We start from the raw sequence: 24,864 nt of genomic DNA, 5'->3' as shown, positions 1-24,864 counted from the left end.
GGGAAGGCTATCGAGAGAGACTGGGACTTCCTGGCTGCCCGACAGCCAGTGATTGCGAAATCGGCGCGCAGCGTCCACTAGGTAGCTATAGTAACGTTCTGGCTTAGCAGAGAATCAGTCTGCCAAACGGCCAGCACCCTTCCCTCAGCAACCCTGTCATCGATCAACTCCTTATGTGGAGCGGGAAAGTTAAATGGCGCCAATTGGAGATTTATTCTTCTAAAGTCGCCATTCCGGATATCGGAGTTGAACCAGATCGACTTGTCAGAGGTAAGAATGATGTATTTGAATCCAGCAGCCTTAATGTTGCTGATGAGCCGCTTCGCATCAGTGAACGAGAGGTGAAATAGCACCTCCCGACAAAGGGCGACGTCTCCCGTTTCAATTGGATTTCGACTTGCATCCAGACAGATGAAGCGCCGCCGCTCGTTCTGAAATCTGGCGGTATTCTCCTCTACGACACTGGGCACGACATCGATTCCAAGATAGTCGAAGTCACCCTCCACGGCCCGCATCCAATTGAAGTCGCCGCACCCAATATCAACAAGGCGACGACAACCGACCTCCCGCAGGAAGGCAGACAGGCTGCGGACGATCTTGTCGGCTGCGTACTGAGTCGATCCGGCGCCGGACAAGCTTTCCTGGTCCTTGAATTCTACCCAGACATTCTTCGAATAGATCTGGGAGAAGACCTCCCTGATATCTCCTTCGCGCATATAGTCCGTATAGCGTCCTCGCCGATTTCTTACCTTGTCCCAAGCCTCTATGAGGCCGCAACGGTATATCACGTGCCGCACGACCTCCTTCAGCGACTGTTTGTGATCGTACATCAATTGTCCTCCGCAAGGGATCGAACGTCAGTGAAACGACGGCGCGCCCTCAATTGTCGAGCGGGATTACCTGCATAGATCGTCCAGGGCAGCAAATCCTTGGTCGTCACGCCCCGGGCTCCCAATACCGCGCCCTCTCCGACGACGACTCCCGGCCCAACGAACGCGTCCGCTGCGATCCATGCGTTGCTGTCGATTCGAATGCCGGCGGTGAACAACTGGAAATTGGGATCATCGACATCGTGCGAACCACAGCACAAGTGCGCCCCCTGGGAGACCAGCGCATACGGTCCGAGTACAATGCTGGCCATCGAATAACAATTCACCCGCCGGCCGAGACAGGAAAACGCCTGGAGCTCGAGATTACGCGGATACCAAATGCTCACCCCTGGGTAAATCTTCGCAGTGGGAGCAATGTTGCCTCCAAACAGGCGAACCAAGGCTCTTCGCCATGCATGAAATGGGACCGGCGTCCAAATTCCAAGTCCGTTCCACACAAGGCTCCACATCAGTCGTTCGAGCCGGTTCTTGAGCGGAAAAGTGGCTCCGCCCTCGCGGGGATTGGTCTCGGCAGCGTTCAGAACTCTGGTCATGCAACCACCGTTTCGGAGATTGTATCAACCAGGGTCCGGCTCACCGAAACCGCATCGAAATGGGCGTCGAAGCACTGGCGGGCCAGAACGCGCATAGCTTGAGCCTGCTCGGTCGGCAGGTCGAGATAACTTCGCAACAACCTCGTTATTCCTGGGACGCTATCATCTTCAACGAGGCCACCACCGCTGTCCCTCACTTCCCGCCAAATGTTGACCTTATTCGTTATGAGAACCGGCGTACCACATGCTAGCGCCTCTGCTACGACGATCCCGAAATTCTCCTGATGCGACGGAAGTACGAAGGCCTTGGCGGCGAGATACGCCTCCCATTTCGCATCTCCCAGAAGCACTCCTGGCCAATGAATCCTATGACCAATTCCAAGATCTTGGGCCATCTGCATCAACTGGCGCTGGAGACCAACTTGATCAGGGCCGGCTATGACCAAGTCGATATCCCGGTATTTGTCCGAGAGAGACGAAAAGGCTGAAAGCAGCAAGTCGCAGCCTTTCTTTGGATGAATGCGTCCCAAAAACAAAAGGAAGGGACGCATTCCGAGCGCGGGAAGTCGCTTACGAAAGTTGCTCCCGTCCAATCGATCGATCGCTGTAGGACGGCTGGTCCCATAGCCAACGACTTTTTCGCAGTATCTCTGAAAGTAAAACTCCCCCCGAGCCAATCGTCGCTCTTCATCCGTCGTGAACAAGACGGCGTTCGCATTCGCCAGAAGCGGCCCTTCACTGAAGAACCACAAGAGCTGCTTCGCGCGGTGCTTCAACGGATACTGCTGCCGAAACCATGGATCCATCATACCGTGCGGAAATACGAAATAAGGAACCCTTCTCGATCGGAGCACGACGGACGACGCGCGTGTCGCATAGTTCCACAGACCATTTACTATTATCGCGTCATATTCGAGCACATGCTTCCTCAGCCACGGTACCGCTGACGGCGCATATTCGTAAAATGTTGTCATGCGGCCGAGAGCGTGAGTACGGACGTCCAGGTGCACAAGCCAATCCGAATCCGGTGCATCGAAACACAATATCTCCGACTCGACCCCGAACTGCCTCATGAGGCGGGACGTCTGCAATACTCCTTCGATGACGCCGCCCGACTTTGGATCAGAAGACGCTATAATTTGTAGTACACGCATCTCTTGGCATTCTTAAACCGATCAACACGACGAAACGATAATCTTGGATCAAGTTCTTCAATCATAGAGTCGATCGAGACACACTCACAGGTTCATGATACGCTTCTTATTTGCGGCAAAGACGTCATCCAACGCGTCTTCGATCAGCCGTCTCTGGGTGGCCGGATTGTACTTGGCTTCAATGACGTGATGGCATCTAGCTCGCACCGCGCTTCGATCGTGCTTCGACGCCAGCCAGGTCGCGATCTTGTCGGCAAGATCCTCGACATTTCCCTCTTCAAAGAAGAGGCCCGTCGACCCAGGAACTACCGCCTCCACTTCAGGCATCTGATTGTCCAGATTTCCGTGAGTTAGCACTGGCGTCCCATACATCAGACTATGAACTGCAGTTAGGCCGACTTTACCTGGAGATACCGCCATGTCCGCGGCGTAGATCAGTGCGCCTAAACGCTCTTCATCGTACAGTGCGCCGACAAACGTCACGTCCAGCTTCAATCGTTTTGCCTGTTCTTCCAACCTGCCTCGCTCGGGGCCTTCGCCCACAAGCACTAGCTGCGTACCGATCCCCCGCTCTGACAGCAAGCTCATCGCATTCAGCAGGAGATCAAAGCGGCAAAGCTTGGTTAACCTGGCGGTACAAATCAATCTTGGGATACTCGGCTCACGCGCACCGGCGCCGTTATCTCTCGTAGCATCCTCCTGCTCGAGCCGGGAGATGACAGACTGCGCCCTATCCCAGTCCAACGAATTGTATATCGGTACGATCTTCCCAATTCGGAAACCTGTTTCCGACGCGATCGTTCTTGCCCGCTCGCCGTATGTGAGGACTCGGTCGGCTAAGCCGAAGTAGAGATTCCTCAAGAGTCCCTTTATCCTTCCCTCCCGGCGCACCCAACCATGAGTCCAAAAGAGAACTCTCTTTCGTAGGAGCCGAGCTGCTATCGCAATCAACCACGTGTCGAGCAGATTCGGATTCCCCAACACGATGACGGCCGGCACCTCCTTGCTTAGCACCGGCTTCCAATAGCCGGATATCCGCCAACCGAAACGCGTGTTCCTAAACAATAGTGGATTTATGCAAATGAGGTCGTCTTGGGGACACGGTTTGATGCCTTCGACCTCTGTGACGGAGCCCCAGAATTCAAATTTATACCGTGAGCTTCGCGCCAACTCGCGCATGACCGGAGCCCGGTAGTGTGGAAAGAACGCATATATCAAGGCGACGCGCGTCGACACGAATCTTCCTCCACTGGTGGCGGGATGGTTCATTTCATCTCGGAGTTCTAACGCGATTCATGTTTCGTCTGACGCGGGGATCAGCAATCACATAAGGTCGATTTCCAACCCTCACGCTGCTGAACCAGAACCCGGCTCGACTTAGAGCGTGAACGACGCCGATGGTAACAAACGAGATGAAAGCGAATGTCATGTCGAAGCGCCATAGCGCGATGGCCACAAACGCTCCAAAAAAGCCGTATACCGGTGCAAGGTTGGCTACGCGCCTGAACAAGAATTCTATGAGACAAAGCATCGCGAACAGTGCGAAGGGCCAATAATAGTAGAAGTTGCCGTACGCCTCTCCGAACAAAGTTGAGTTCAAGGACAATCCCTGGACCGACTCGACGTAATAGCCAAGATAGGTGCCAAAGGTTTTTGGCTTATCTTCCCAGATCGTCGACGGAATGAAGAACGAGAACGACTTGAGAATGAAGGTGCTCCCCCATAGCGGGGAAAAATGGTCCGGAACATTTTCAACCAGAAACTTGAATACGAGAAGGTTGGTCGCTTCGGCGAACGCATTTAGCGTCTTGGAAATACCTCCTTCCGCACCCTGAGATGAAGTGCTTGCAGTCTGCAAAGCCATCAGGATGTTCTCGACGCTGACTCCCCGGGAAAGAGCGAGCCCTCTAAATACGGCCCAGACAGAACTCAAGAAAGTTACAGTCGGCGCCAATATGACCAAACCTGCACCAATGAGGACTATTCGATCGCGATAGAGCAGCGCAATCATCATTGTATAGTACGCCACGGTTATGCGATTGAAGGTTAAGGCGACATCGAGCACCACGACTAGCGCACCAATGATGGTCGCGTTTCGCCTGGTGATGCGGCCGGTAACTGTCCGGTAGGCTAGATAGCCGAACGCGCATGTTCGCCAACAGTTCGCAATTCCTAGGCTGAAAATTGCAATTGGGCTCTGCGAAAATGCCGCCGAGGCGTTATCCGCCCAGTGCCCGCCGGCGCTCTTTCCCGATACGAAGAAATTTGCAACCTCCAGCACAACGAGCACCATGAAGAAGACGCGGAACGAAACCTTTTCGATCCGCTCGGGCACTGATGACAGCGGCCTTTTTGCAAAAAGCCGACAGACTGCGTGAAACAGCAGAACGACTACCAGTCCCAGGAAGAGATTAAGCGTTGTGCTGACATCGGCGTAAGGACGGTAAGGAGGCACGTGAAGGTTAACGTCGGCCAATTCGCCGGTTATCAGAAGAACAAGAAGTGGCAGAACGACGTAGTAAACGGCCCCGATTAGAACGCCATCGGAAAAACCGAGGTTGCCTACTCGCATCAGCCGCAATTCGACGACCGTCAGCACGCAAATGGCGAGGAAACCGGCGAAAATGAATACATCAGCCATGAGCGCTATTCCGCCGCCAATTCCCTTTGTGCTTAACAGCCTGAACCAGGCGAGCAATCACGTCGATTTGCGCCGACAATCTGTACTTCCGGTCCACTCCAAACCACTGGTAAAGAACTGTACAGGCCATGACGATGTCCATCGGGATCAAGGCGATTGCAGCCGCCTCGATTCCAAGTCTGGCAGCGACGAAGTAAACCATGACCGCCGTTATGACCGATGCCGCCGCATAGATCGCTGCGAAACGATGCTGCTGATTTACCGCCAACAAGAACGAGCCAACCGTGCTCCAGAGCGCGCTCAGGACCATGCTGATCGTCAGCGCAACAAACAGAGTGATCGGCGCTTCCATTATGTCTCGTGTGAGCAATGAGAGTAGCCATTGCCCCGAAAAAATCAGTATAGCCGCAGAGGGTACAGAAACGATAAAGACCGCGGCCAGATTGCTATAGACTAGCTCGTCCAAATACCGTGCATCTTTCTTGGTTTCAGCCGCCGTAATCTCGGGCAAGGTCGCCCTCGTCAGCAGACCGACAAGTTGAAGCGGAACCCTTGCGATAGTTCGAACCGTTCCCAGAATCGCCGCCGATGCCGGCGAAATCGCCAGCCCTAAGACAAAGACAGTGCCTTGAATGCTTAGCGCCGATGATATCGGCAGGCTGAGCGCAGCGACCGCGGGCCTCACAAGAGATTTTACCTCCTCTATGCGAGCCTCTTTCCAGCCGAAACGAATCCACGGAGCAGTTCTCCGCAGCACCAAGTAATAGACAGCAAAGCCAACCGCGCGCATGATCACCATGGCTAACGCGCATCCCGCGTAACCCCCGCCACCGCTCGCGACCGCCAGGACAAGGAGTTGTTCAAGGGGAGAAATTATATCCAGCAGGAATGTGCCCTGAGCGTATCGGCCAATGCTTCTGAACCCAACATTCACTATGTTCATCTGCAGAACAATTGGAGAATAGGTCATCAGCAACAACGCTGCGATAGGCAGTTGCTCGCGATTCCATTCCGCCCAGCCTGGCAGTTCGCTTCCGATCAACCATATGACTGCGGCTAGTCCCCAAAGCGCAAGCGACACAAGGCTTACAAACAGCCAAACACTTTGAAACGCGCGAAGCGCCCCGGAGAGATCGCCTATAGTGACCCGGCGAATCATGCTCACTCCGGCCGCAGTACCAAAGCCAAGATCGCTAAGCGCGACATAAGTCGGGATCACGGTCAGCATGAGCCAGATCCCGTAGCCCGACGTTCCCCATTTCGTGACGAGAATGGGGACAGAGATCAGTTGAATGAGCGTGACCCAGAGCTTCCCAACAGCGTTCGCGACGGCGCCCATAAGCACTCGTCGCGATGCCCCGCTTGGCACAACACTCCTCATCCTTCATTGATCCCAAACAGTCACGGCCACCCTCTGTCCAAACGCGCCTTGTCAGTGCACGCTTGCCCCCTCGCTTGATTGCTGGGCAGATCCGGCTTCCTCCGAGCGCCCGTGTTCATAGAGGGAGAAAGTCTCTCCGTGGTCCGCCGATTTCAGAGTCGTCGGAAACAGGAACGGCACCTGTGGGTAAAAACACCTCCCGGATCTACAGCTCTGGCCAACGCCGCTGAGATGCAGCGCGCCGGCCTCCGCGTCGGTAAATTCGTTAGGCCAGTATTTGAAGTGCAGATACAGGTTCCCGGCCTGATCAATGGCCGCTCTTTGCCTCCACGCTGCGTAGAAGCTCCGGCCCGGCTCCACGATGACGCGGTGCATCAATCCATTTTGCCATCGCTTGAACGGCTGACCAAAGGGCTTCAACATCTGTACCAACTGATAGTGATAGTAATCACCCTCAGACCGGGCGAATACGTGAAGTGTTTGCTCGTGGTCCATCAGAGCCGAAACGTAGGAGTATCTACCGTACTTCTTGTTGCTCTCCGGCTCTCCAAACGTCTCGGGCTCTGTCCACGCCGGCTCGATGCTTGCCGGTTGCTTTGAGGTGGTTAACTTGAAGAGCCCCTGATGTGCGCCGAAGATGACGTATAGAGTGCCGCTCTTGTCCGCAGTGATGGCGGGAATGTTGTGGGGGTCCGGCCCGTGGATAAGATGTCTGATCGGGCTAACGTCACCGGACAGCCCCAGATACTTTGGTTCGCTGGTGAACTGCTTCTTATCCAGATCAAACTCTCTAATGTAGACCATGGTGCCGGGCGCGCCCGGTGCGCTTGGCTTGGAGACCGGATACACAACAAATACCTTGTTCTGGAGCGTGAGCAGCGAGTTTGCTCCGCCAGAATGGTTGATGACTAGCAAGCTGTCGTCGGACACAAGTTGAGCCGGGAAATCGGGAGTTAGCCGGCCGGACGCATCGAAGGAAAAATGCTCAAGCCACAAGCGCTTCCCAGCCCTCGTGCCGTAGTTCTCATGGCTTAGGATAGCGGGGGGATTTGTGTGAGAATTGAAGCTGTCCCAACTCTCGAGCACTGCCGCTCTTCCCCGCAAAGCGACCGCTCTCCAGGTTTGCATTCCATCGGTTGAATAAAGTAAAACCGCATGATCCAAGTTCGAATAGCGCGGCGTAATAATCGTGTATGCGCGATCCTTTGCGTCAAAGACGATGCGATCATCGATCATTTGACCAGCATCCCACTTCCGATCCCATTTCCCGAACTCAGAAGAAAGGTCGCGGTCGATTGCACGAACAACCTGGTCGCCAAAGTCCAATCGAACGGAATAGACGTTATTGGCGGTCTGCTTAACTATTGTCGATCCACGACGGAAATACGCCGCTGATGAAGAATCAAAAGCGGGCGTGCCAGCCAAAAACTCTGTAGCGTGCTGCGCTAGCTGCGCATCATCGCCAAACGCTGCGGAAAAGGTGATCGGCATCTTCAGCGCCGATTGAGCAGCAGTTTGCGCCATGACTTCTGTTCTCGAGGCCTGTTGCCACAGCAGCGCGGCAGCGAGCGCAAGAGCGGCAGCGATGCTCCAGCATCCGAAACGGGAACTTGATGCTGGACGGGAGGTCCTTTGTTTCATTTGTGGCCTCTTCAAAGAGCTCGCTGCAGCTAAAGACTTCGGCCAGCGCTCGTCGCCCACCTTGGATGGTTTCGGAAGCTGCTGCCGCAGCCCCAGTCTTTCTTTGAAGCGCGCCCTCACGCGAAACGCCCTGTCGGCGTCTGCTTTCTTTCCTGCAAGTTCAGTCCAGTGAGCGCTTCGAGCGCGGAGATTATTTCATCTCTTCCCGAAAGACCTCGTAGTGATCTTTCCAGTTCGAAGACCTTCGCCCCGACGAGCATTCGGTACCAGTATCCTTGAATAAAGTGGTAGATAAGCCCTTCTGTACCGTCAAGAAAACCCAATCGGACGATGTATCGATAGAGAAAATACAGGGTGGCACTCAACCAAAACGGCAGCTTGTTGTAGACGTGTATCTTCAAGAAGCGTTTGCTCGCGATCTGCAAGGATACATTTGGCGATATTAGAGCACTAGCGCCGCCAAACAGTTCATGGCGTTCGTTCAGGATATCGATTGCTTCCCGAGTAGCGTAGGTATTGTGCTTCCCTATGAATTCGGTGATGCTAAGTAGGTTGTGGTCAGCGAATCCGCCATTGAGAGTTAGTGATCTGCCACGGGTGAGGACGATATGTTCGTCCATCCAGCGATCCTCAACTCGAGCACAGCCGCTCCGCCAAATTCGCAACAGGACCAGGGGATAGCGGCCGCCATGACGAATCCAGCGTCCCAAGAAAATATGCTTCCGCTTGAGCGCTATTCCAGTAATGTCCGATGAAAGAGACGGAAGCCGCGAGCTGATTCCGTGAGCCAGATCGGTTTCGATCACTTCATCGGCATCAAGCCGCATCACCCAATTTCCGGCTATCGGCAGATTCTCCAAAGCCCATTGAAATTGCTTCGCCTGATTCACGAATTTGTGCTGGTAGACCTGAGCCCCATGGGCTCGCGCAATCTCCACGGTACGATCAGATGAAAACGAGTCGACAACGAAAACTTCGTGCGCAATCGCGGCAACTGACTTCAGAGCTCGCGCCAGATGCCGTTCTTCATTGTAGGTCAAAATGATAACAGATATCACTGGCTTGGTCCGTTCGACGCACGTCCCGAACTTAGTCCCCGTATGCTGACACGTTCACCATCCACACCACCATTCAGGACAGGCTCAAGATTGTCCTAAAGGATCGGTGACAGGGGCATCCGATATGGACTCCCTCCCTTGAGCTCGAGCCTTGCTCGGCAAAGCCGATCTAAAGATGCGCTCGAACTTCGATGTAATCTGTTCGATGTCGAAGTAGACCTCCGCGTATTTGCGGCCGTTAGAAGCCGCATCTTGTCGGAGTTCAGAATCTTCCAGCAGCCTCACAACCGCGGCGCCGAAGCTCGACCCGCACCCTGCACTCGTACAGATACCCGCCTTTGACTTTTGAAGTATGGTGGAGGCCAAGTTCTCCGGCGGCGCCGATAGGACGATGGCCCTCCCCGCACATAGATAGCTCAGCACCTTGGAGGGTACGGAATAGATACCCGCGTCTGGCTCAAGTATGGATATCAGAACGTCAGCGCTTCCAAGCACGTCAGGATAAACGTCGTAGGGTTGAAACGGCAGAACGCGTAAGTTGTTGAGCCCGGCTGCAGCTGCCTGACGGCCAAGCCCCTCGGCGACCTCACCTTCGGATGTTACCACCACGACGGCATTCGGACGGGTTCGAACAGCCTCGGCAACCGACAGGATCAGGGCGGGGTTGTGCTTCATCCCCAGAGTGCCGGTATAAAGAATAACTTCCTTGTCGGCCAAACCTTGAGCCGTCGACCACGCATTTATCTTCGTCCTGCAGGTGATCTCATTTAGCGGCGCCCAGTTTTCGATCACATGGACCTTTTCGCCCGGGAGCCCGAATTGCTCCTTGAGCGGCCCCATAAAGTCACTGGAAATGGCGACGATTGCATCACTCTGCTGCAGAGCCTGCCTCTCGATTGCCTTGTAGTAAGCGCCTACGAGACTTCCGAGCATACCAAACTTCTGCATCAGGATGCGCGTTATAGCGATCGAATAGATGTCCTGCTGCCAGAAGATCAGGCCATAACCAAGTTTGCGCCGATAGCGAACAATCTGACGCAACGCGTCTAAAGGCATATTGGACGCGATAACCAAATCGGGCGCAAATCGCCCAATACGCGATACAAATCTCCTTCCAACTTCGATTTCCTGCTTACGCCGCAGAAGAAACTGATACTTCGCAAACGGCCGACCTAGTGAGACGGGTTCCGAAGAGAAATTCTCTGGATCGTCCGCGTCCTCACCGAGCTTACCCTTGGGCGTCAAGAACTCACCAAAATGCAGGTGAAGAACAGTGTGCCCACGAGCAGCCAATTGACGGCTCAATTGAACTTGAAATGGGTGGCCCGAATAATCGGCCACGGCTATCCGCATCATCTTAAACTTCCCAGCACCAAGTCAAAATAGGAGATGAATATGCTCAGGCTGCGGACTTCCTCGTATTTCGCTGAACCTGACCTTCTATCCATGCGTAGGTCTTCTCGAGTCCAGCGCGCAGCGATTGACTGGGTGCCCAACCAAGCGTCTCACTTATCAATCTATTGTCAGAATTGCGTCCTCGTACGCCAAGCGGACCAGGAATGTGGTCTATTCGAAGTTTCTTTCCAGCGATTTCCATTGCCATTTGAGCGAGTTGGTTGATCGTAACCATCTCCTCAGAGCCAACGTTGAATGGACCGGCATGTCCCGATCTAGTTAAGCGCAATGTGCCTTCTACACATTCTTCGATATACAGGAATGAGCGTGTCTGAGTACCATCTCCCCAGATCTCGATACTTCCTCCGTTGGGAGCTTCCGCAACTTTGCGGCAAATAGCAGCCGGAGCTTTTTCCTTACCGCCAGTCCAGGTGCCCTCTGGTCCAAATATGTTGTGATAGCGAGCAACCCTGCATTCCATCCCATAGTTGCGATTGAAGGCCAGGTAGAGGCGCTCGCTGAACAGTTTTTCCCAACCATACTCACTGTCGGGAGCAGCGGGGTACGCTGAACTCTCGGCGCAGTTGGGATTTAGCGGGTCTACTTGATTGTACGCTGGATACATGCACGCAGAAGACGAATAGAAGATTCGCTTAACATTTCGGCGGCGACAAGCATCAGCCACGTTCAAATTGATGGTGGCTGAATTGTGCATCACATCGGCATCATGATCACCGGTGAAAATGTAACCCGCCCCGCCCATGTCGGCTGCCAACTGATAGACTTCGTCGAACTTGCGATCGATTACAGAGGCGCACAGCGCTTGATCTCGCAAATCCCCTACAACAAAGTCGTCGGCGGCCGTCTCGGAGAATTCAGGAAATTTAAGATCCACTCCACGGACCCAGAACCCCTCCCTCTTAAGACGTTTTACAATATGACTGCCGATGAATCCGCCAGCTCCGCACACAAGTGCTCGTTTCATATTCTCAGCCCCCTGATATTCCAACCAGCCCGCAACTGATCACCGCCATGCGCGGCGATAAGTGCTTCTCACCCACTTGCCGTCGAGACCTCGTCGGTCCCGCACATTAGAAAAGCTATAGCCCATTGCTCAGCGCGTCATGAATTTCATGACTTCGTCCACCCACTTCACATCTGGCTGAGTGTTGCGACACAGAACAAAAAGTTCGTCACCGGCAATTACTGTTATTAATTGGCTTGCAAACAATGTACCAACGCGCGACGAAAATCCTGAACCTGCGCCATTTGCTTGTCACGTCCGACCGTTTGTCGGATGAAATTCACTATTCAACAAACATATATAACCCCTGCGAGCACGAAAAAGCTTTCAAGAAACCAAGCGTGACACAACAAATCCGACGATCATCCATCTAGATGATCTGATGCATACTGTCTAATCAAGCAGCATAGCCCCGACAAGTGGAAAAACAGAGCTAACCTTAATCCTGGCGCGTTCTAGCTCCTTTGGAATTCAGGACAGCACGAGAGTGTCTAACGAGATCAATCGATAGGCAAATGCCTACTACCGTCTCCCAATATTATCGGATGATTGAACATGCCACCTGCGAAGCACTGGGCTACCTCAATTCACCTGCCCAGAGATTTACCGTTGCCTGACCACGTACTTGAAGTAATTGATGCCCCTCATCGTTCCCAAGATGGTATCGACCCGCTTGTACGGGGCAAGATCGACTTCGTTGCATCTGTCAGAGCCGAGATAGCACACTGTCGCTCTAATCTGACGCGCGCAGTTGCTTTTCAAGCTCACGATATGGTCGATCATCCTTGGATCGACCGTACGGGCTTTCGCCATGGCCTCGACATCGATGCAAGGGCGACCAAGCCCATCGCGCACTACCGTTGATCGCGATTGCTCAGGTGCACCTTGGATAAAATAGCTAGGAGTAGCAGTTTGCGCTTGGCAGCTATCAATAGCGAATATTGTCGCAACGCTGAGAATAAAGATCCTGATCAATTCACATAGTCCTATGCTCTGCAGTCGCACGAACACTCCACAGCCTCGTGTGACACTCACGTGACGCCCTAGCGAGCAGGCGCGACAAGTTAGCCGGCAATGATATACCTCTGCCCGGCGGCCACGATCCTCGTGCCGAACATCCAGGGTACATAGAATGAGGGCAGCGATGGCACCAAGATGCACCGACGCCGGGCCGATACGGTCTCAGCATCAAGAAGAGTGAGCCGATCGATCAATAGGAGCGGCGTAGAACGGGCGCGCCGCAAACACGATCCCAGTACCAGCCATATGGTGTCTCGACGCGGACACGCGGGCATCGGCGCCACGGCACATATTTATAAGGATAAGGTTGCGCCCAGAACGTAGCCGGCGTCACCACCCCAGCGCCCGCGAGCAAGGCCGCGGTCACAGGTGCTTGCACCGCAGCCTTTGCTCCGCTTGCTCCTGCCACAGATACAGCCAAGGCCAAAAGCCAAGCCCGCGCAATTATCTTAAACATCAGAAAAGCCCCTCGCCCCTCACCTGATCCGCCAAGCGCCAGAGGCCAAAATGGCGCCCCAGGGAAACCGCCAGCGAGATCGGTGAACATCCCAGGAAATGAGTCCACCAGACAGATGATTAGCAGATTATCAACCAGGGTGGCAAAAGAAACTCGCGCGGGTGCTGGAAAACGAGGGACTGTCAGCCTCAGGACCTAGTTCTCGCCCGTCCACGCGCCGGGCGCGTCCAAATCGGGCGAGCGGCGGTAGACGTCGCGCAAAAATTGGTAGTCGACTGCCTGTGAAAGCGGCACGTCCTCCTTCCCGAGCTTCGAAAAGATCAGGACATCCCGTAGCGTTCGCCATCGGCTCTCATCGTAATCGGCAATGCGCGTACCAGTTGGCAGCACCAAAGCGCGCTGTTGTTGCAGTTCGAACTTGACTCGCTCCGGATCGAGCGTGGCGGGATCGAACCCGACGATAAGAGACGCGCTGCGTGCGTAGTCGCTGTAGGTAAACTGCCACCCCTTGATCACCCCCTGGAGCACGTGAGCAATGACGGACGGGCGATCGCGAACGAGGTCATTGCTGCCGAAATAGACCAAGCCGGGCAAGTGAATGGCGTATTCCTGCGGCTTGATCACGTTCAGTGGGACATAGCTGGGCTCCGAAGGTCGCGGCTCCTGCCCCATCGCAGCGATAATCGCGTCCACCTCACCGGCACGCAAAGCATCGAAGGTGTCTCGGTCCGGTATCTTGATGATCCGGCTGCGAGGCAGACCGAGCTGAGCCATCATCGCATCGAAAACCACCTCGCCCTCGCTTCCCTTCCGATAGCCAAGCCGCTTGCCAACCAGATCGACCGGGCGACGCAGCCCAGAACTCTCCACGGTGAAAATCGCGGTGGACGTATCCAGCAAGCTTGCCCCGAAAGCGGTCACAGGCACGCCACGCCAGGCTGCAAGAAGAAACTTCTGGCCGCTGGTCACGCCAATGGCATGTTCACGTGCGACCGTGGCAACAAAATCGGCATCGTTGGGATCGGCGCGCAGCGTGATGTTGGAGGCGAAGAATCGTTGCCGCTGGGCCACCATTTCTCCGGCGAACCGGGCGCCGAATGAGCCGTCCAGCAGCAGGTTCAACTGCGCGACTGGCTCGAGCCGCGTCTTCACCGGCCGCCGCGACCCTGGCCAGAGCGTCAAGAATATCGCTGCCGCCACGAGCGTAGCGACAGGAACGACCAATATGAACCGCCGGGACCCGCGTCTCGCTTTTCGCCGCAACCGTCTTCGAGGCACCTGAGGAATTCCTGCGATACGCGCGCACTTTCCACGTGTCGGTTGAGGTAGCGAATGTGTCGCGCTAGAGTGAATAAGATAAAGTTACATTTTTCTGATCATTATCTTAACTGCGATTTTTATGCGAACGCACGGCGGATACTGGTAGCATTTTCAGGGGTCGCGACTCTAGAATGACGATTGCTTCCTTTACTTCCCGGCCTGTTGCCGATCCCCAGCCTATTGCTGATCAAGGACCAGACGTCGCGATTTCGAACGGTCCGCCTACCAGCGCGGCGCAGATAGGGCCTAGCTGGCTGCGGCCAGCATTCGTCGAGCGGCTAATTATGATCGCCGACGGCTCGCTCATCGTTATATGCGGCATCGGCTGCGCGGTAATATATCACCTGTATGCGCAATCTTTTCTCGGCAAGGCCGACGTTCACGCCGCCGCAAGCCTGCTCGTTGCGATCAACTATGGGCTCCTGGTTACGGTTCAGCATGGCTATCGTCTGAACAACATCGCCAACCTGCCGCTGCAGTGGCGGATTACGATCACGACCTGGACGGGCGTATTTGCGGCGCTGCTTGCCATCGCGTTCACCATGAAGGTGAGCGACGAGTTTTCTCGCGGTACGATAATCTCGTTCTATCTGGTCGGTCTTGCCGTACTACTTGTGTGGAAGGCGGCTGCGTCGCGCTGGACAGGGCGCGCTTTACGCACCGGCGCCTTTGCCAACAGCCGCGTAGTAGTCATTGCCGAGTTCGGCCTGCCGGCCTCCTCCGCTGCGATGATGGAGCTTTGTCAGCACGGTTACCGCGTGATGCGAACGCTCGAAATCCGTGCCGGGGAGCTCGCCTCGCCACTCCTAATGTCACAGATCAGCCCCCGCTTCGAAGAACTGATCAGTTATGCTCGGGAAAATCAAATCGAACACGTGTTTCTGCTGTTGAACTGGAGCCGCCAGCATGCGATCGACAGCATTCTGGACGGATTGAAAATCCTGCCCATTCCGGTACATCTCGTGCCCGATGCGAATGTCTCGCGCTTCCTGCGTTACCCGGTGGTCAACGCGGGCAGCGCTTGGACGGCAGAACTGCGGCGCGCGCCCCTAAGCTGGAAAGAGCGTGCCTCAAAGCGCACGCTCGACCTCGTCGGCGGCTCCCTGGCACTAATCATGTTTGCACCCACCATGGTGCTTGTGGCCATCCTGATCAAGATCAGCTCCCATGGGCCGGTCTTCTTCCGCCAGACGCGCAATGGTTTTGGTGGCCGCGCCTTCCGCATCTACAAATTCCGCACAATGCGCGTACTCGAGGACGGTCCGGCCATCGTGCAAGCGACGAAGAATGACCCGCGCGTAACCTGGATCGGCAAATGGCTGCGCAAGACTTCGATTGACGAGTTGCCGCAACTTTTTAACGTGCTCAACGGAGACATGTCGCTGGTCGGCCCCCGCCCGCACGCCGCGGCACACAATTCCGAATACGAGCAGATCATAGGCCACTACGCCTTCCGCCATCATGTCAAACCCGGCATCACTGGCTGGGCGCAAGTCAATGGTTACCGCGGAGAAACCCGCACGCTCGAACTAATGGAAAAGCGTGTCGAGCATGATCTGTGGTATATTAATAATTGGACGTTGCTGTTAGACTTCTTCGTTCTGCTACGCACGATACTGGTCGCGTTTGCGCAACGGTCAGCCTATTGATTGAGTGAACGGTGCACGCGCTTGGTTTTGCATCGTATTCATACCTCCTTGATACCGAATGGCGCCTAACCTTCGATTCTCGAAGGCCCTCCCTCGCTTTGTTTTCAGATTTTAGCGACGCAGTCGTTCCTTAGCTTAGGCTGCAATCAGGTTTACTGTAGCTCGCCATAGTCCTGCAGGCACCACCGCTAAAGGTTAAGCGCATCACCGAAGTACGAGGAGACTGATTGTTCCGATAGACATTTGCGCCCTGAATCCTTCCCGAAAAGTGCACTTTGGGCGCACGCGCCCCCTCAAGGTCGTCGCCACGGTCTCTCATCAGTCTCAACCCCCGGGACTGCCGCCTTCACGCCATCGCGAAGCAATCTCTTCACGAAGGCCTCCCGCTGCATGATGTTCACTCTTTCCAGAGATGCCAGCAGTCGCTCTCGCTGGGCCCAACCTACGCTCGTCAGGCTGATCGCTGCATCCTCAATGAACCCGCTGTCGACGAGGGAGGCGAACTCCGAAACCGCGTTTTGCTGCATCGCTCCGCTTAACATCGGAAATACGGCGAGCCCCAACCTGTTACGCCGAAGTGCGATCCACCCATCGAGGGGCGCAGTCACATACGACTGGTCAAGGTACCTGATGTTACCAGGATCAAAGCCGTTGCTGGCGGTCTCGACCGAATAGAGCAACAGCCAAAGAAATCCATTCGCCGGATTCATGGAAAGAGCAAATCTCAATTTGTTCGCGGCGATTGCCACGGCCCGATCAGATTCATCTGTAGCCTTTTGTTCGATGGCCTCCTCGGCGGCACGAAGCCGAATGAGCGCCTCGGCTTGTCCAAGCTCAGGCTGCAGGAGAATCGGTTGGGGCTGCTGTTCGATACGCACCAAGATGTCACTCGGCGCACCTGGCCTCAGCCGGTCATCCATCAGAATGCGTTCTGAGATATTGCGCGCTGGCCTCGCTAACCAAAATGATGGGAGAGTGGCGGACGACCAAAGTATGCCGAGAAGGCCAAACACATTGGCAACAATCCGAGCACCCACGCCTGTCATACCAAGCGGCGGTTATTCCACGTACCCGTAGCGAGCGTAATATTTCTGATAGTAGTAGCGGCTCTGATACGATTCGTAGCGCGCAAGCAACTTGGTATCTGCCTTATTCAAAACTACGCCAAGCAACTTGTCCTGGATCTCCGGCGCACCGCGCAAATTGTGACTCGCCACGTCCATCTTGGTTTCTCCCCACTCTACGACGTAGACATAGGAATCGACAAAGGATGAGGTCACACGCACGTCGACCACTGGAGCCATTGGCGGCATGTCGAGCACCACGTAATCGAACTTCGCACGCAATTGCGTGATCAATGCGTGCATGGCCTTGGAAGCCAAGATCTCGTTGGTATGCAGGAGTTTCGAGGTCATGCCGGCGGGCAAGATCGACAACCTTGTCTCGGCATCGACAACCAACGCATCCTCCAGCCGCACCCTCTGCGCAATGAGATCAACCAGCCCGACCTGCATGTCCGGCATCAGTTCGCGGGACAGCGAGGGGTTGCGCAGGTCCGCGTCGACCAGAAGCACCCGCGCCCCGCCGTGTGCCATCAGATGCGCGAGGTTGGTCGAAAGTGTGCTCTTGCCTTCGTTCGGCAGCGTCGAAGTGACCGCCAGCACGCGATTCTCGCGCACGATCGAATTGAGATCCACCGCCACCTTCAGCGAGCGGATGGCCTCGGCGAAACGCGACAGTGGGTTCTCCACGACATAGCGCAACAGGTCAGGCTGCGGGGTGTCCTTAGGCTTTGCGATCTTGCCGCCAAACTTCGACGGCAGGTCCGCCGGTGCCGACAGCGAAGGCAGAATCGTGATGCAATTCGTTCCTAGCACATCCTCCACCTGGCCGGTCGTGCGGAACACCTTGTCAGTAAGCTCGCGCGCCATCGCCGCTCCGAAGCTCAGGATCAACCCGCCCATCAGTGCGACGGCGAGTACGATCAGCGTCTTCGGATAGCTCTTCTTCAAGGGCGAGGTTGCTGCACTGATGACACGAGCCTCAGTGATCGGGAAGGACTGCTGCTGCACCGATTCCATATAGCGCTGCAGGAAATTGTCATACATCGCCTGGTAGGATTGAGCATTGCTCTCGAGCTCGCGGAGCTGGATCTGCGCCTGGTTGGTGAGCTGGGATTCGGAGACGACATTGGCGAGGCTCGTCTTGATGGCGTCCTCGCGGGTCACGGCGATGTCGTAGTCGCTCTTGTAGGATTCCTGGATGCGCTTGAGCTCGTCCTGAATGTTCTTCTTGACCTCGGCCATCTGCGTGCGCAGGTTGACCGCGGCCAGATGCTCGCGGCCGTATTTGGCCGACCAGATCGACTCCTTCGAGGCCATATCAACATATTGGCCGCGCAGCTTGACGATGGTGTCGTTCTTCAGCGCGTCGGCGACTGAAGCGTCCGGGATCTCCTGCTTGACGATGTCGTTCATGCGGTCGAGCCGCGCCTTGGCCTCGGCGGTCGCCGCGTGCGCCAGGATCAGCTGGCTGTTGACCTCGGCGAGCTGCTGCTCGTTCATCAGCCGCCCGCCGGTATCGACGATGTTGTTGGCGGTCTTGAAATCGACCACGGCCCGCTGCGCGGCGGAGGCCTGCGTGCGCAATTCCTTGATGCGGTCCTGCAGCCAGACACTGGCGCGTCGCGTTGCCTGGTACTTCGCCTCGAGCTGGTCGACGATGTAAGCGTCCGCAATCGCGTTGGCGATCTTCGCCGCCTTTCCCGGGTCGAGCGAAGTGAAGCCAATCTCCATGACATAGGTGAGGCCGAGGCGCTTGATGGTACGGTTCTTCTCGAACCGCTCCAGCGCCTTTCGCGTCAGCTCGAACTCGGACGGTGCGCTACCACTCGAAAACAGATCGGCGACCGCGCCGATCACTGTTCCGAGCAGGCCGCCGCCGCTGCCAGTGAATTCGGGATCGTCGATCAGACGCAGGTCGCGGATCACGGCGAGGCTTATGTTCTCGGATTTCAGGATCTCGACCTGAGTCTCCACGGTCGCAGAGTCGATTGTCACGTCACCGAGCATCGACTGCTGCTGGAATAGCTGCACCTTGCGTGTGTCGATCACCATCGACGCGGTCGAGGTGAATTGTGGTGCGGCGGTGAACAGATAGAGCAGCGCAAGGATCAGACAGGCCGCGACGATCGCTATCATCGTCGGAAACTGCCGGCGGACGATCTCGAGGTAGGACGTCAATGTCTGCGAAGGAGGACTCTCTGCCTCGACATATTCGCGGTTGATTTCCGAGGTCGGCTTATTCACTTGCAGCATCTGCAATTCCTGAAATCAACCAGCGTTCAAGTATCGATGGATATCGGATCTGGATTTTTAATGTCTGGTCACCCGCGGCCGCAAGCGAGTCAAATAGCGGTCCTAACACCCAGTGCTGTGCGGCAGAATAGCACGGCGCAACGTGATGATGAACTTAATTGATGCGGCGCAGTAGCATGAGACTCGCGTGAACCTTAACGGAGCGAAGGCCACGCGCAGAGCATCACGGCCCCTGTGAGCTTGATGAGCGACACGCCAGGGCCGCTCATCAATCCATCAATGCGATATCCGATCTGGCGATCAGCGCGGGCTGACGCTCACCGATGCCCCACCAACCGAGCCGCTGTAGCTCGTAACGGAATTCGCATAGTGCAAACCGCCGAACGGGTTCGCGCCCACATTGGTGCCACCAAACGCGAATCCGCTCGTACCGGTCGATCCGCCGGACCCTGTGCCGCCGCCGCCAGCACCACCGCCGCCGGTCGCAGCAATTGCAACGTCGCCGGTCGCGGCCTGATAGGCGGCGATGACATCCGGGTTGTTTGTCCCTGCGATCGCGGTCTGGATTTCGTTGGCGAACGCCTGATCGGTCTGCGCGGCCATACGTGCCACCTGGGCCAGGCCTGCCACGATGGCATTCATCTGGTCCTTGGTGGTCGCGGAGTCTTTAAGCAAGGCAATGAGGCCGGGGAGCGTCGAGGGATCGGAGGCACCGAGATCCCGCACGCGCGAGATCATCTGCGCTCCGCCCGTCGGAAATTGCTGCAGGAGGCTCGTGGGCGCGCCCTTGAAATCCGTGATGACTTGCGCCGGCAATTGCCGGTTCGGCGCGTAAACGGCCGCAATGGCTGTCGACGATACCGTCGCCGCGATCGCCACGACCGCGGCGATCCGAAGCGCAAACTTGACGCTCATGCAATTCCCCCAGAAATCAGCCGCCCAAAGCGCGAAAATAAAATCAAAGACTGTGCAGCGCGCAACGTAACGGAACCGCCGCCGGATGTCCACTTAATCTAAAAACTTCGTTAAGCTCCAACTGCTTCAAAAATCGACAGTTTTATGAAGCTCGCGGGCGCGGCCGGCATCCTGACGAGGCTCGACCTGCCCGGTCATGTCGGCCCCGCCGTCCTGCTTCACCCCGATCTTGATCCCGGCAGCGCTCGAGCGAAACGATTGCGCTAGCCCAGCGCCAAAAAGCGCAAAGAATGGAATGCTGTATCCGGGGACTTGAAGGGTGAAGTCGAGCATCGAATGCAGCAGCGAAAGGCAGGCGGTGGCTGCTGCCGCGAGCGGAATGATGACGTCCCGCCGCCGCCCGAAAACACCCCTTGCGAGAACGACGAACATGACGATCCAGCCAACCGCAACCAGCAGCGCCAGCGGAATCCCGACCTCGGAGGCCAGTTCGAGCGGCGTCGAATGCGCGGCATCCCAGACGCCGCGAATCGAGATGTTCGGGCTGCGATACGGCGGGAAAGCCCATTGAAATGTGCCCATGCCGGTCCCGAACCACGGATTGTCGGCGATGATGCGCGACGTCGACCTCCACGCTTCCACCCGTCCCTCGTCCACCAGCCCCTGCGAGTCAAACCGGCTGGAGACGCGCCCGCCGAGCAGTTGCAGGAGGCCCAGTGCGACGACGACACCGGAGCCGAGCGATATCCATATGCCGGTCCGCGCTGGCAGATCCTTTCGCAAGAATACGGTGAACGAGACGATCATCGCGAGCAGCGACAGGCCGACGCCGGCGCGCGAGGTGGTCATGAACATCGCCATCAGGCAGATCAGGAGCGCCAGCGTCTGCGGGATGATCGCGCGGGGCGAGATGTCGGCCAGGTCCCTTGAAAGATGCCGCCAGATCAGGCGCCGCTCCGGCATCCTCCGCCGGATCTTCTCAAGGATCACCAGCATCCAGATCACGGCGCAGGAGCCGAAATAGGCCGCCGCAGTGTTGCGGTTGATGAAGGTCCCGGTGACGCTGCCGAGATAGGCTGTCTTGTCGCGCCACAGGATCATGGTGGGCTCGATCAGGAACGACAAGACGCCGTAGAGCGCGTAAATCGCACCCGAGGCTGCGATCACCCACAGGATCAGCCGCGCCCGCTCACGCTCCGCCCCGATGATCGAGCCAAGCAGCAGCGCCAGGATGTTCGCGAGCGGCGCGCCGAGCGCAAAGAACGCCTCGTTCTTGACGATGGAAGCCGATGGCGCGATCGGCGTGCCGAGCAGGTCGGAGGCCTGCTTCCAGATCGGGTGAAACGGGGCAAGCCAGGGGTGATCGGAAAGCTGCTCGTGCAGCACGAACGCATAACCCGCAATGATCACCCCGATACCGGCAATGATCCATGCATGCTCGCTTCGCAGCGCGCGGGTCGAGGCGAGCGCCAGCGCAAGGCCAAGGCAAAGGCACCAAAACGCAATCGAGAGATCGTTGGTGGAGCCGAACGGAAACGGCGCGCCGGCAACGACAAAAACGAGGATGCCGGTGGAAAGCAGGTTGCTCGACCAATGGATATTGAACCTGCCTAGCCGCATGGGCCTCTACGCGCCAATCTCATTCTTTCAAGCTTCTCAGAAGAAGCAGTCGATCGGATAGATCTTCAGGTCGATATTCAGCCGGCTGTCCCTCGTTTGTGCGCGCACTGCGTAGAAGGAGCCGCCCTCGTCGCTGCCCTGCCCCAGCTTGATGCCCGGCGTGAGTTCGTCGGCGGGCACCCGGAGCCCGATGTGACGATTGACGGACGACACCTCGACGCCGTTCTTGCCGTCGCCGAAATTCGCCTTGATCTCCGTGACCGTGACTTTCGGCAAACCCCGTCGCTGATGACAGGTCGCCTCCTCCCAGATCTTGGTTTGCGCAACGAACGGCATGCTTGCACTTTCTGGCACGGCAATATCGGAAAAGGACGGTGAGAGCATGCCAAAATAGCGCGATTCCTGCGAGTTCGCAGACAAACGCACCGTGAAGGAAAGCGACCCCTTGGCGCCGCGCAGGCGCTCGATCAGGGGAGCATTGGGCTCGGCGGAGACGACGGCATCGATCCGGTGACGAACGCCCAGCGTTTCAGAGCGGGCCCGACCTTCGCTCACCAGCACGCCGATCAGCGCGCACGCCGCAGCAACAAGGCTACCCCGTCCGAGCCCAACCAACAGCATCTGGCCCCTTCAGATGTGAGCAACACGAACTTCGCTCATAAACGCAAAATGGCACCGAGACAAAGTCACGGTGCCATTTTGTTTGCGTCGAGCTGACGTTACGGCGCGAGCTTGATGTTGTTGCGGAAGATCAGCGAGTCGTTCGCGAGGTTAACCGCATCGCCGCCGGTCGCCATGACCACCCGCAGGAAGGTCAGGAACTTCTGAACTTCGACCTGACGCGAGTTCGAGACATAGAGGATGTCCTGGTTCTTCATCATCACTTTGGTCGCGAGGAAGAAGCCACCGGGATCGCGGAAGTTCACGCTGAAGATGACCGGGATCGTGTCCGAGGTGTACTTGCTGGTGTCGATGCCGAGCTGAGCCGCCACTTCGCGCGGCTCGCGACGATACAGGAACACCGCCGCCGGGTCGGCCTGGGAGTCGAGCAGCCCGCCCGCCTTGCCAACCGCTTCCCCGAGATTGATGCGCCAGGCGTCGAAATTGAACTCGCCGCTCTGACCGCTCGCGCCGAACGCCAGGAATTTCTGCTGCTCGCGGTAAACATAGATGCTGTCGTCGGGACGCACGTAGATATTGTTTTCCGGCGCCATCACGAGATTCTCGAACGGCACCGTAGCGCGCTTGCCGTTGCGCTCCAGCATCACCCAGGTCTCGAAGCCCTGGCCCTTGATGCCGCCCGCACGGGTGATCGCATCGAGCACCTTGTCTTTGGCACCGGCGGCGCTCGCCGGATAGCGCGCCGGCGTGTTGACCTCGCCGAGCACGCTGATGAGCTGCGTACGCTGGCTCGCCATCGCAACGACGGCCTGCGGCTCGATCGCACGATTGCCTATCCGCTCGATAATTGCCCGCTGAATCTCGACGGCGGTCCGGCCGGCAGCCCTGATCTGACCGGCATAGGGCACGGTGATGAAGCCGTCATTATCCACAGACTGGTCGGGAATGGTCACGAAGTTGCCCGGGCGCACGCCTGCTTCCGCCGGGATGAACAGACCGCCCGCGGCGGCTTCGAAGATCGTGACGCTGACGACGTCGCCGATACCGAACACGATGCTCGCCGGCGGCCGTTGATCGGTGAAGGCGCCCGCGAGGCCCTTCGGCTCGTGGGTGTGAAGAATCTTTACGGTGGTCACATTGATCGGAATGAGCTCGTATTGCGGCCCATTCTGGGTCGTTTGGGACAGAACATCGTCCGTAAGCGGCCCAGACCCCGGATTGGTCGAACACCCCCCGAGAGCTAATGCAACCAATAATATAGCCGTGCTGAAAAGCTTGCTCTTCGCAAACGAATACACGAATCCGCCCCAACTTCCCCAATGGCGAAAGTCGTACGGTGCCATTTGCACTGCGACAAGACGTTCCAGCCCCGAATAGATAGTTAATGGCGATTTGGAACCGTCAGTGTTGCTGAAGCGCAACTATCAATGCAGTTCGACGGTATTTCTGATCAAATATGCAACATTTGTGACAGCCAACCTGCCCTTTAGCTAGGCACATTCCGCCGAGAGCAAGGCCGACGATCGATCGTACGAGTTTCCCGATCCCTGGGGGTTTGCTAAGTCAGAGGCGAATTATTGCGTCGGAGCGACCCTTTCATATGCTTCCAGCCCTGGGATTGCTGCTGGCGCTCGGACAAGTTCCCGCAGATCCGGCTAGCCAATTAACTTATGAGAACGCAGTCTGCCCGGCCGCGGGCTCAGCGCAGGTTTGCGGGGCGACCCCGATACCTGTGGCCAATATGTCGAACTGGAAGTTCATCCGAACCCAGGGAGCCAAGGCGGATGAGAACTTCGTCGCCATCATGAAGACGGCCGACGCACTGCAATCGGATCCCGACTTTGCCGGCCTGATCATCCGCTGCGCGCCGAAGGGGAGGATCGAGGTGCTGGTGGCGCTGATCCGGCCATTTCCGCCGCGCAGTCGTCCCCAGGTGACCCTTGCCTCAGCGGGCTTCTCTCAGAATTTCGAGGCCACCATGGTCGCCGCAGGGGCTGCGGTGCTGCTCCCCGAGGAAGCAGGCGTCCTCGCCGGCGGCAAATGGCAGAACACGCCGTCGCTGACGGTGACCGTCAAGGAAAACACCACTGAAATCAAAGGTATCGTGGCTCTTAACGGGCTCCGCGAAGCCTACGGCACATTGCTTGCGAGCTGTGGCCAGTAAGCTGCAATCTGTCTGACCGACTTAAGCGCGTTTTAAGGTCTGGAGCCGACACTCCGAACCAGGA

19 protein-coding genes are annotated in these 24,864 nt (G+C 56.7%); 2 read left to right on the top strand and 17 right to left on the bottom strand.

Features of this window, described 5'->3' with window-relative positions:
- Window positions 1-77: 77 nt before the first annotated feature.
- The 11 genes from ACVJGD_RS02200 to ACVJGD_RS02150 form a co-directional block, all read right to left on the bottom strand.
- Entirely contained in the window at window positions 78-830 is a 753-nt protein-coding gene (locus tag ACVJGD_RS02200; protein WP_456632821.1) for a class I SAM-dependent methyltransferase, read from the bottom strand.
- Window positions 830-1,423 carry a putative colanic acid biosynthesis acetyltransferase gene (locus ACVJGD_RS02195; RefSeq protein WP_456632820.1) on the bottom strand — a complete coding sequence of 198 codons (594 nt, stop codon included), beginning with the start codon at window positions 1,421-1,423 and terminating at the stop codon, window positions 830-832. Before ACVJGD_RS02195 ends, ACVJGD_RS02200 begins: the two co-directional genes overlap by 1 nt.
- Window positions 1,420-2,577 (bottom strand): glycosyltransferase, encoded by a 1,158-nt coding sequence (locus ACVJGD_RS02190; protein WP_456632819.1) that lies wholly within the window; start codon window positions 2,575-2,577, stop codon window positions 1,420-1,422. Before ACVJGD_RS02190 ends, ACVJGD_RS02195 begins: the two co-directional genes overlap by 4 nt.
- Before the next feature lie 84 nt (window positions 2,578-2,661).
- Window positions 2,662-3,813, bottom strand: a complete 1,152-nt coding sequence (locus ACVJGD_RS02185; protein ID WP_456632818.1) for a glycosyltransferase family 4 protein — start codon at window positions 3,811-3,813, stop codon at window positions 2,662-2,664.
- 34 nt (window positions 3,814-3,847) lie between these two features.
- Window positions 3,848-5,218, bottom strand: coding sequence for a hypothetical protein (locus ACVJGD_RS02180; RefSeq protein WP_456632817.1), 1,371 nt, complete (start codon window positions 5,216-5,218; stop codon window positions 3,848-3,850).
- On the bottom strand, window positions 5,211-6,557 hold the full coding sequence (locus ACVJGD_RS02175; protein ID WP_456632816.1) for a lipopolysaccharide biosynthesis protein: 1,347 nt from the start codon (window positions 6,555-6,557) through the stop codon (window positions 5,211-5,213). Before ACVJGD_RS02175 ends, ACVJGD_RS02180 begins: the two co-directional genes overlap by 8 nt.
- A gap of 93 nt (window positions 6,558-6,650) precedes the next feature.
- The gene (locus ACVJGD_RS02170; RefSeq protein ID WP_456632815.1) at window positions 6,651-8,240 is read right to left on the bottom strand and encodes a hypothetical protein; all 1,590 of its coding nucleotides are present in this window, start codon (window positions 8,238-8,240) and stop codon (window positions 6,651-6,653) included.
- 116 nt (window positions 8,241-8,356) lie between these two features.
- Entirely contained in the window at window positions 8,357-9,298 is a 942-nt protein-coding gene (locus ACVJGD_RS02165; RefSeq protein WP_456632814.1) for a glycosyltransferase family 2 protein, read from the bottom strand.
- Between the two features lie 84 nt (window positions 9,299-9,382).
- On the bottom strand, window positions 9,383-10,654 hold the full coding sequence (locus ACVJGD_RS02160; RefSeq protein WP_456632813.1) for a glycosyltransferase family 4 protein: 1,272 nt from the start codon (window positions 10,652-10,654) through the stop codon (window positions 9,383-9,385).
- A 43-nt stretch (window positions 10,655-10,697) separates the two neighbouring features.
- Window positions 10,698-11,678, bottom strand: coding sequence for an NAD-dependent epimerase/dehydratase family protein (locus ACVJGD_RS02155; RefSeq protein WP_456632812.1), 981 nt, complete (start codon window positions 11,676-11,678; stop codon window positions 10,698-10,700).
- A gap of 1,711 nt (window positions 11,679-13,389) precedes the next feature.
- Window positions 13,390-14,346 (bottom strand): ABC transporter substrate-binding protein, encoded by a 957-nt coding sequence (locus ACVJGD_RS02150; protein ID WP_456632811.1) that lies wholly within the window; start codon window positions 14,344-14,346, stop codon window positions 13,390-13,392.
- A gap of 299 nt (window positions 14,347-14,645) precedes the next feature.
- On the opposite strand from ACVJGD_RS02150, the gene ACVJGD_RS02145 reads away from it, so the two are divergent.
- Window positions 14,646-16,163, top strand: coding sequence for an undecaprenyl-phosphate glucose phosphotransferase (locus tag ACVJGD_RS02145; protein ID WP_456632810.1), 1,518 nt, complete (start codon window positions 14,646-14,648; stop codon window positions 16,161-16,163).
- A gap of 293 nt (window positions 16,164-16,456) precedes the next feature.
- Here ACVJGD_RS02145 and ACVJGD_RS02140 read toward each other — a convergent pair whose 3' ends face one another.
- From ACVJGD_RS02140 to ACVJGD_RS02115, 6 genes are all read right to left on the bottom strand, one after another.
- On the bottom strand, window positions 16,457-17,044 hold the full coding sequence (locus ACVJGD_RS02140; protein ID WP_456632809.1) for a hypothetical protein: 588 nt from the start codon (window positions 17,042-17,044) through the stop codon (window positions 16,457-16,459).
- A 177-nt stretch (window positions 17,045-17,221) separates the two neighbouring features.
- The gene (locus ACVJGD_RS02135; RefSeq protein ID WP_456632808.1) at window positions 17,222-19,480 is read right to left on the bottom strand and encodes a polysaccharide biosynthesis tyrosine autokinase; all 2,259 of its coding nucleotides are present in this window, start codon (window positions 19,478-19,480) and stop codon (window positions 17,222-17,224) included.
- 300 nt (window positions 19,481-19,780) lie between these two features.
- On the bottom strand, window positions 19,781-20,488 hold the full coding sequence (locus tag ACVJGD_RS02130; RefSeq protein WP_456632807.1) for a hypothetical protein: 708 nt from the start codon (window positions 20,486-20,488) through the stop codon (window positions 19,781-19,783).
- Window positions 20,489-20,521: 33 nt separating this feature from the next.
- Window positions 20,522-22,015, bottom strand: coding sequence for an O-antigen ligase family protein (locus ACVJGD_RS02125; RefSeq protein ID WP_456632806.1), 1,494 nt, complete (start codon window positions 22,013-22,015; stop codon window positions 20,522-20,524).
- A gap of 36 nt (window positions 22,016-22,051) precedes the next feature.
- Window positions 22,052-22,636 carry a hypothetical protein gene (locus tag ACVJGD_RS02120; RefSeq protein ID WP_456632805.1) on the bottom strand — a complete coding sequence of 195 codons (585 nt, stop codon included), beginning with the start codon at window positions 22,634-22,636 and terminating at the stop codon, window positions 22,052-22,054.
- Window positions 22,637-22,734: 98 nt separating this feature from the next.
- Window positions 22,735-23,934 (bottom strand): polysaccharide biosynthesis/export family protein, encoded by a 1,200-nt coding sequence (locus ACVJGD_RS02115; protein WP_456632804.1) that lies wholly within the window; start codon window positions 23,932-23,934, stop codon window positions 22,735-22,737.
- Between the two features lie 320 nt (window positions 23,935-24,254).
- Between ACVJGD_RS02115 and ACVJGD_RS02110 the strand changes: the two genes are divergently transcribed.
- Window positions 24,255-24,800, top strand: coding sequence for a hypothetical protein (locus ACVJGD_RS02110; protein WP_456632803.1), 546 nt, complete (start codon window positions 24,255-24,257; stop codon window positions 24,798-24,800).
- The last annotated feature ends 64 nt before the right edge of the window (window positions 24,801-24,864 follow it).

The organism is Bradyrhizobium sp. USDA 10063, from assembly GCF_054063735.1.
The sequence above is the reverse complement of the archived record's forward strand: the minus strand, read 5'-3'. Positions and strand labels throughout refer to the sequence as shown.

Bases quoted from the DNA above. Each gene is read 5' to 3' on its own strand.
- ACVJGD_RS02200 (WP_456632821.1), bottom strand. From the start codon at position 830: ATGTACGATCACAAACAGTCGCTGAAGGAGGTCGTGCGGCACGTGATA.
- ACVJGD_RS02195 (WP_456632820.1), bottom strand. From the start codon at position 1,423: ATGACCAGAGTTCTGAACGCTGCCGAGACCAATCCCCGCGAGGGCGGA.
- ACVJGD_RS02190 (WP_456632819.1), bottom strand. From the start codon at position 2,577: ATGCGTGTACTACAAATTATAGCGTCTTCTGATCCAAAGTCGGGCGGC.
- ACVJGD_RS02180 (WP_456632817.1), bottom strand. From the start codon at position 5,218: ATGGCTGATGTATTCATTTTCGCCGGTTTCCTCGCCATTTGCGTGCTG.
- ACVJGD_RS02175 (WP_456632816.1), bottom strand. From the start codon at position 6,557: ATGGGCGCCGTCGCGAACGCTGTTGGGAAGCTCTGGGTCACGCTCATT.
- ACVJGD_RS02170 (WP_456632815.1), bottom strand. From the start codon at position 8,240: ATGAAACAAAGGACCTCCCGTCCAGCATCAAGTTCCCGTTTCGGATGC.
- ACVJGD_RS02160 (WP_456632813.1), bottom strand. From the start codon at position 10,654: ATGATGCGGATAGCCGTGGCCGATTATTCGGGCCACCCATTTCAAGTT.
- ACVJGD_RS02155 (WP_456632812.1), bottom strand. From the start codon at position 11,678: ATGAAACGAGCACTTGTGTGCGGAGCTGGCGGATTCATCGGCAGTCAT.
- ACVJGD_RS02145 (WP_456632810.1), top strand. From the start codon at position 14,646: ATGACGATTGCTTCCTTTACTTCCCGGCCTGTTGCCGATCCCCAGCCT.
- ACVJGD_RS02135 (WP_456632808.1), bottom strand. From the start codon at position 19,480: ATGCTGCAAGTGAATAAGCCGACCTCGGAAATCAACCGCGAATATGTC.
- ACVJGD_RS02125 (WP_456632806.1), bottom strand. From the start codon at position 22,015: ATGCGGCTAGGCAGGTTCAATATCCATTGGTCGAGCAACCTGCTTTCC.
- ACVJGD_RS02120 (WP_456632805.1), bottom strand. From the start codon at position 22,636: ATGCTGTTGGTTGGGCTCGGACGGGGTAGCCTTGTTGCTGCGGCGTGC.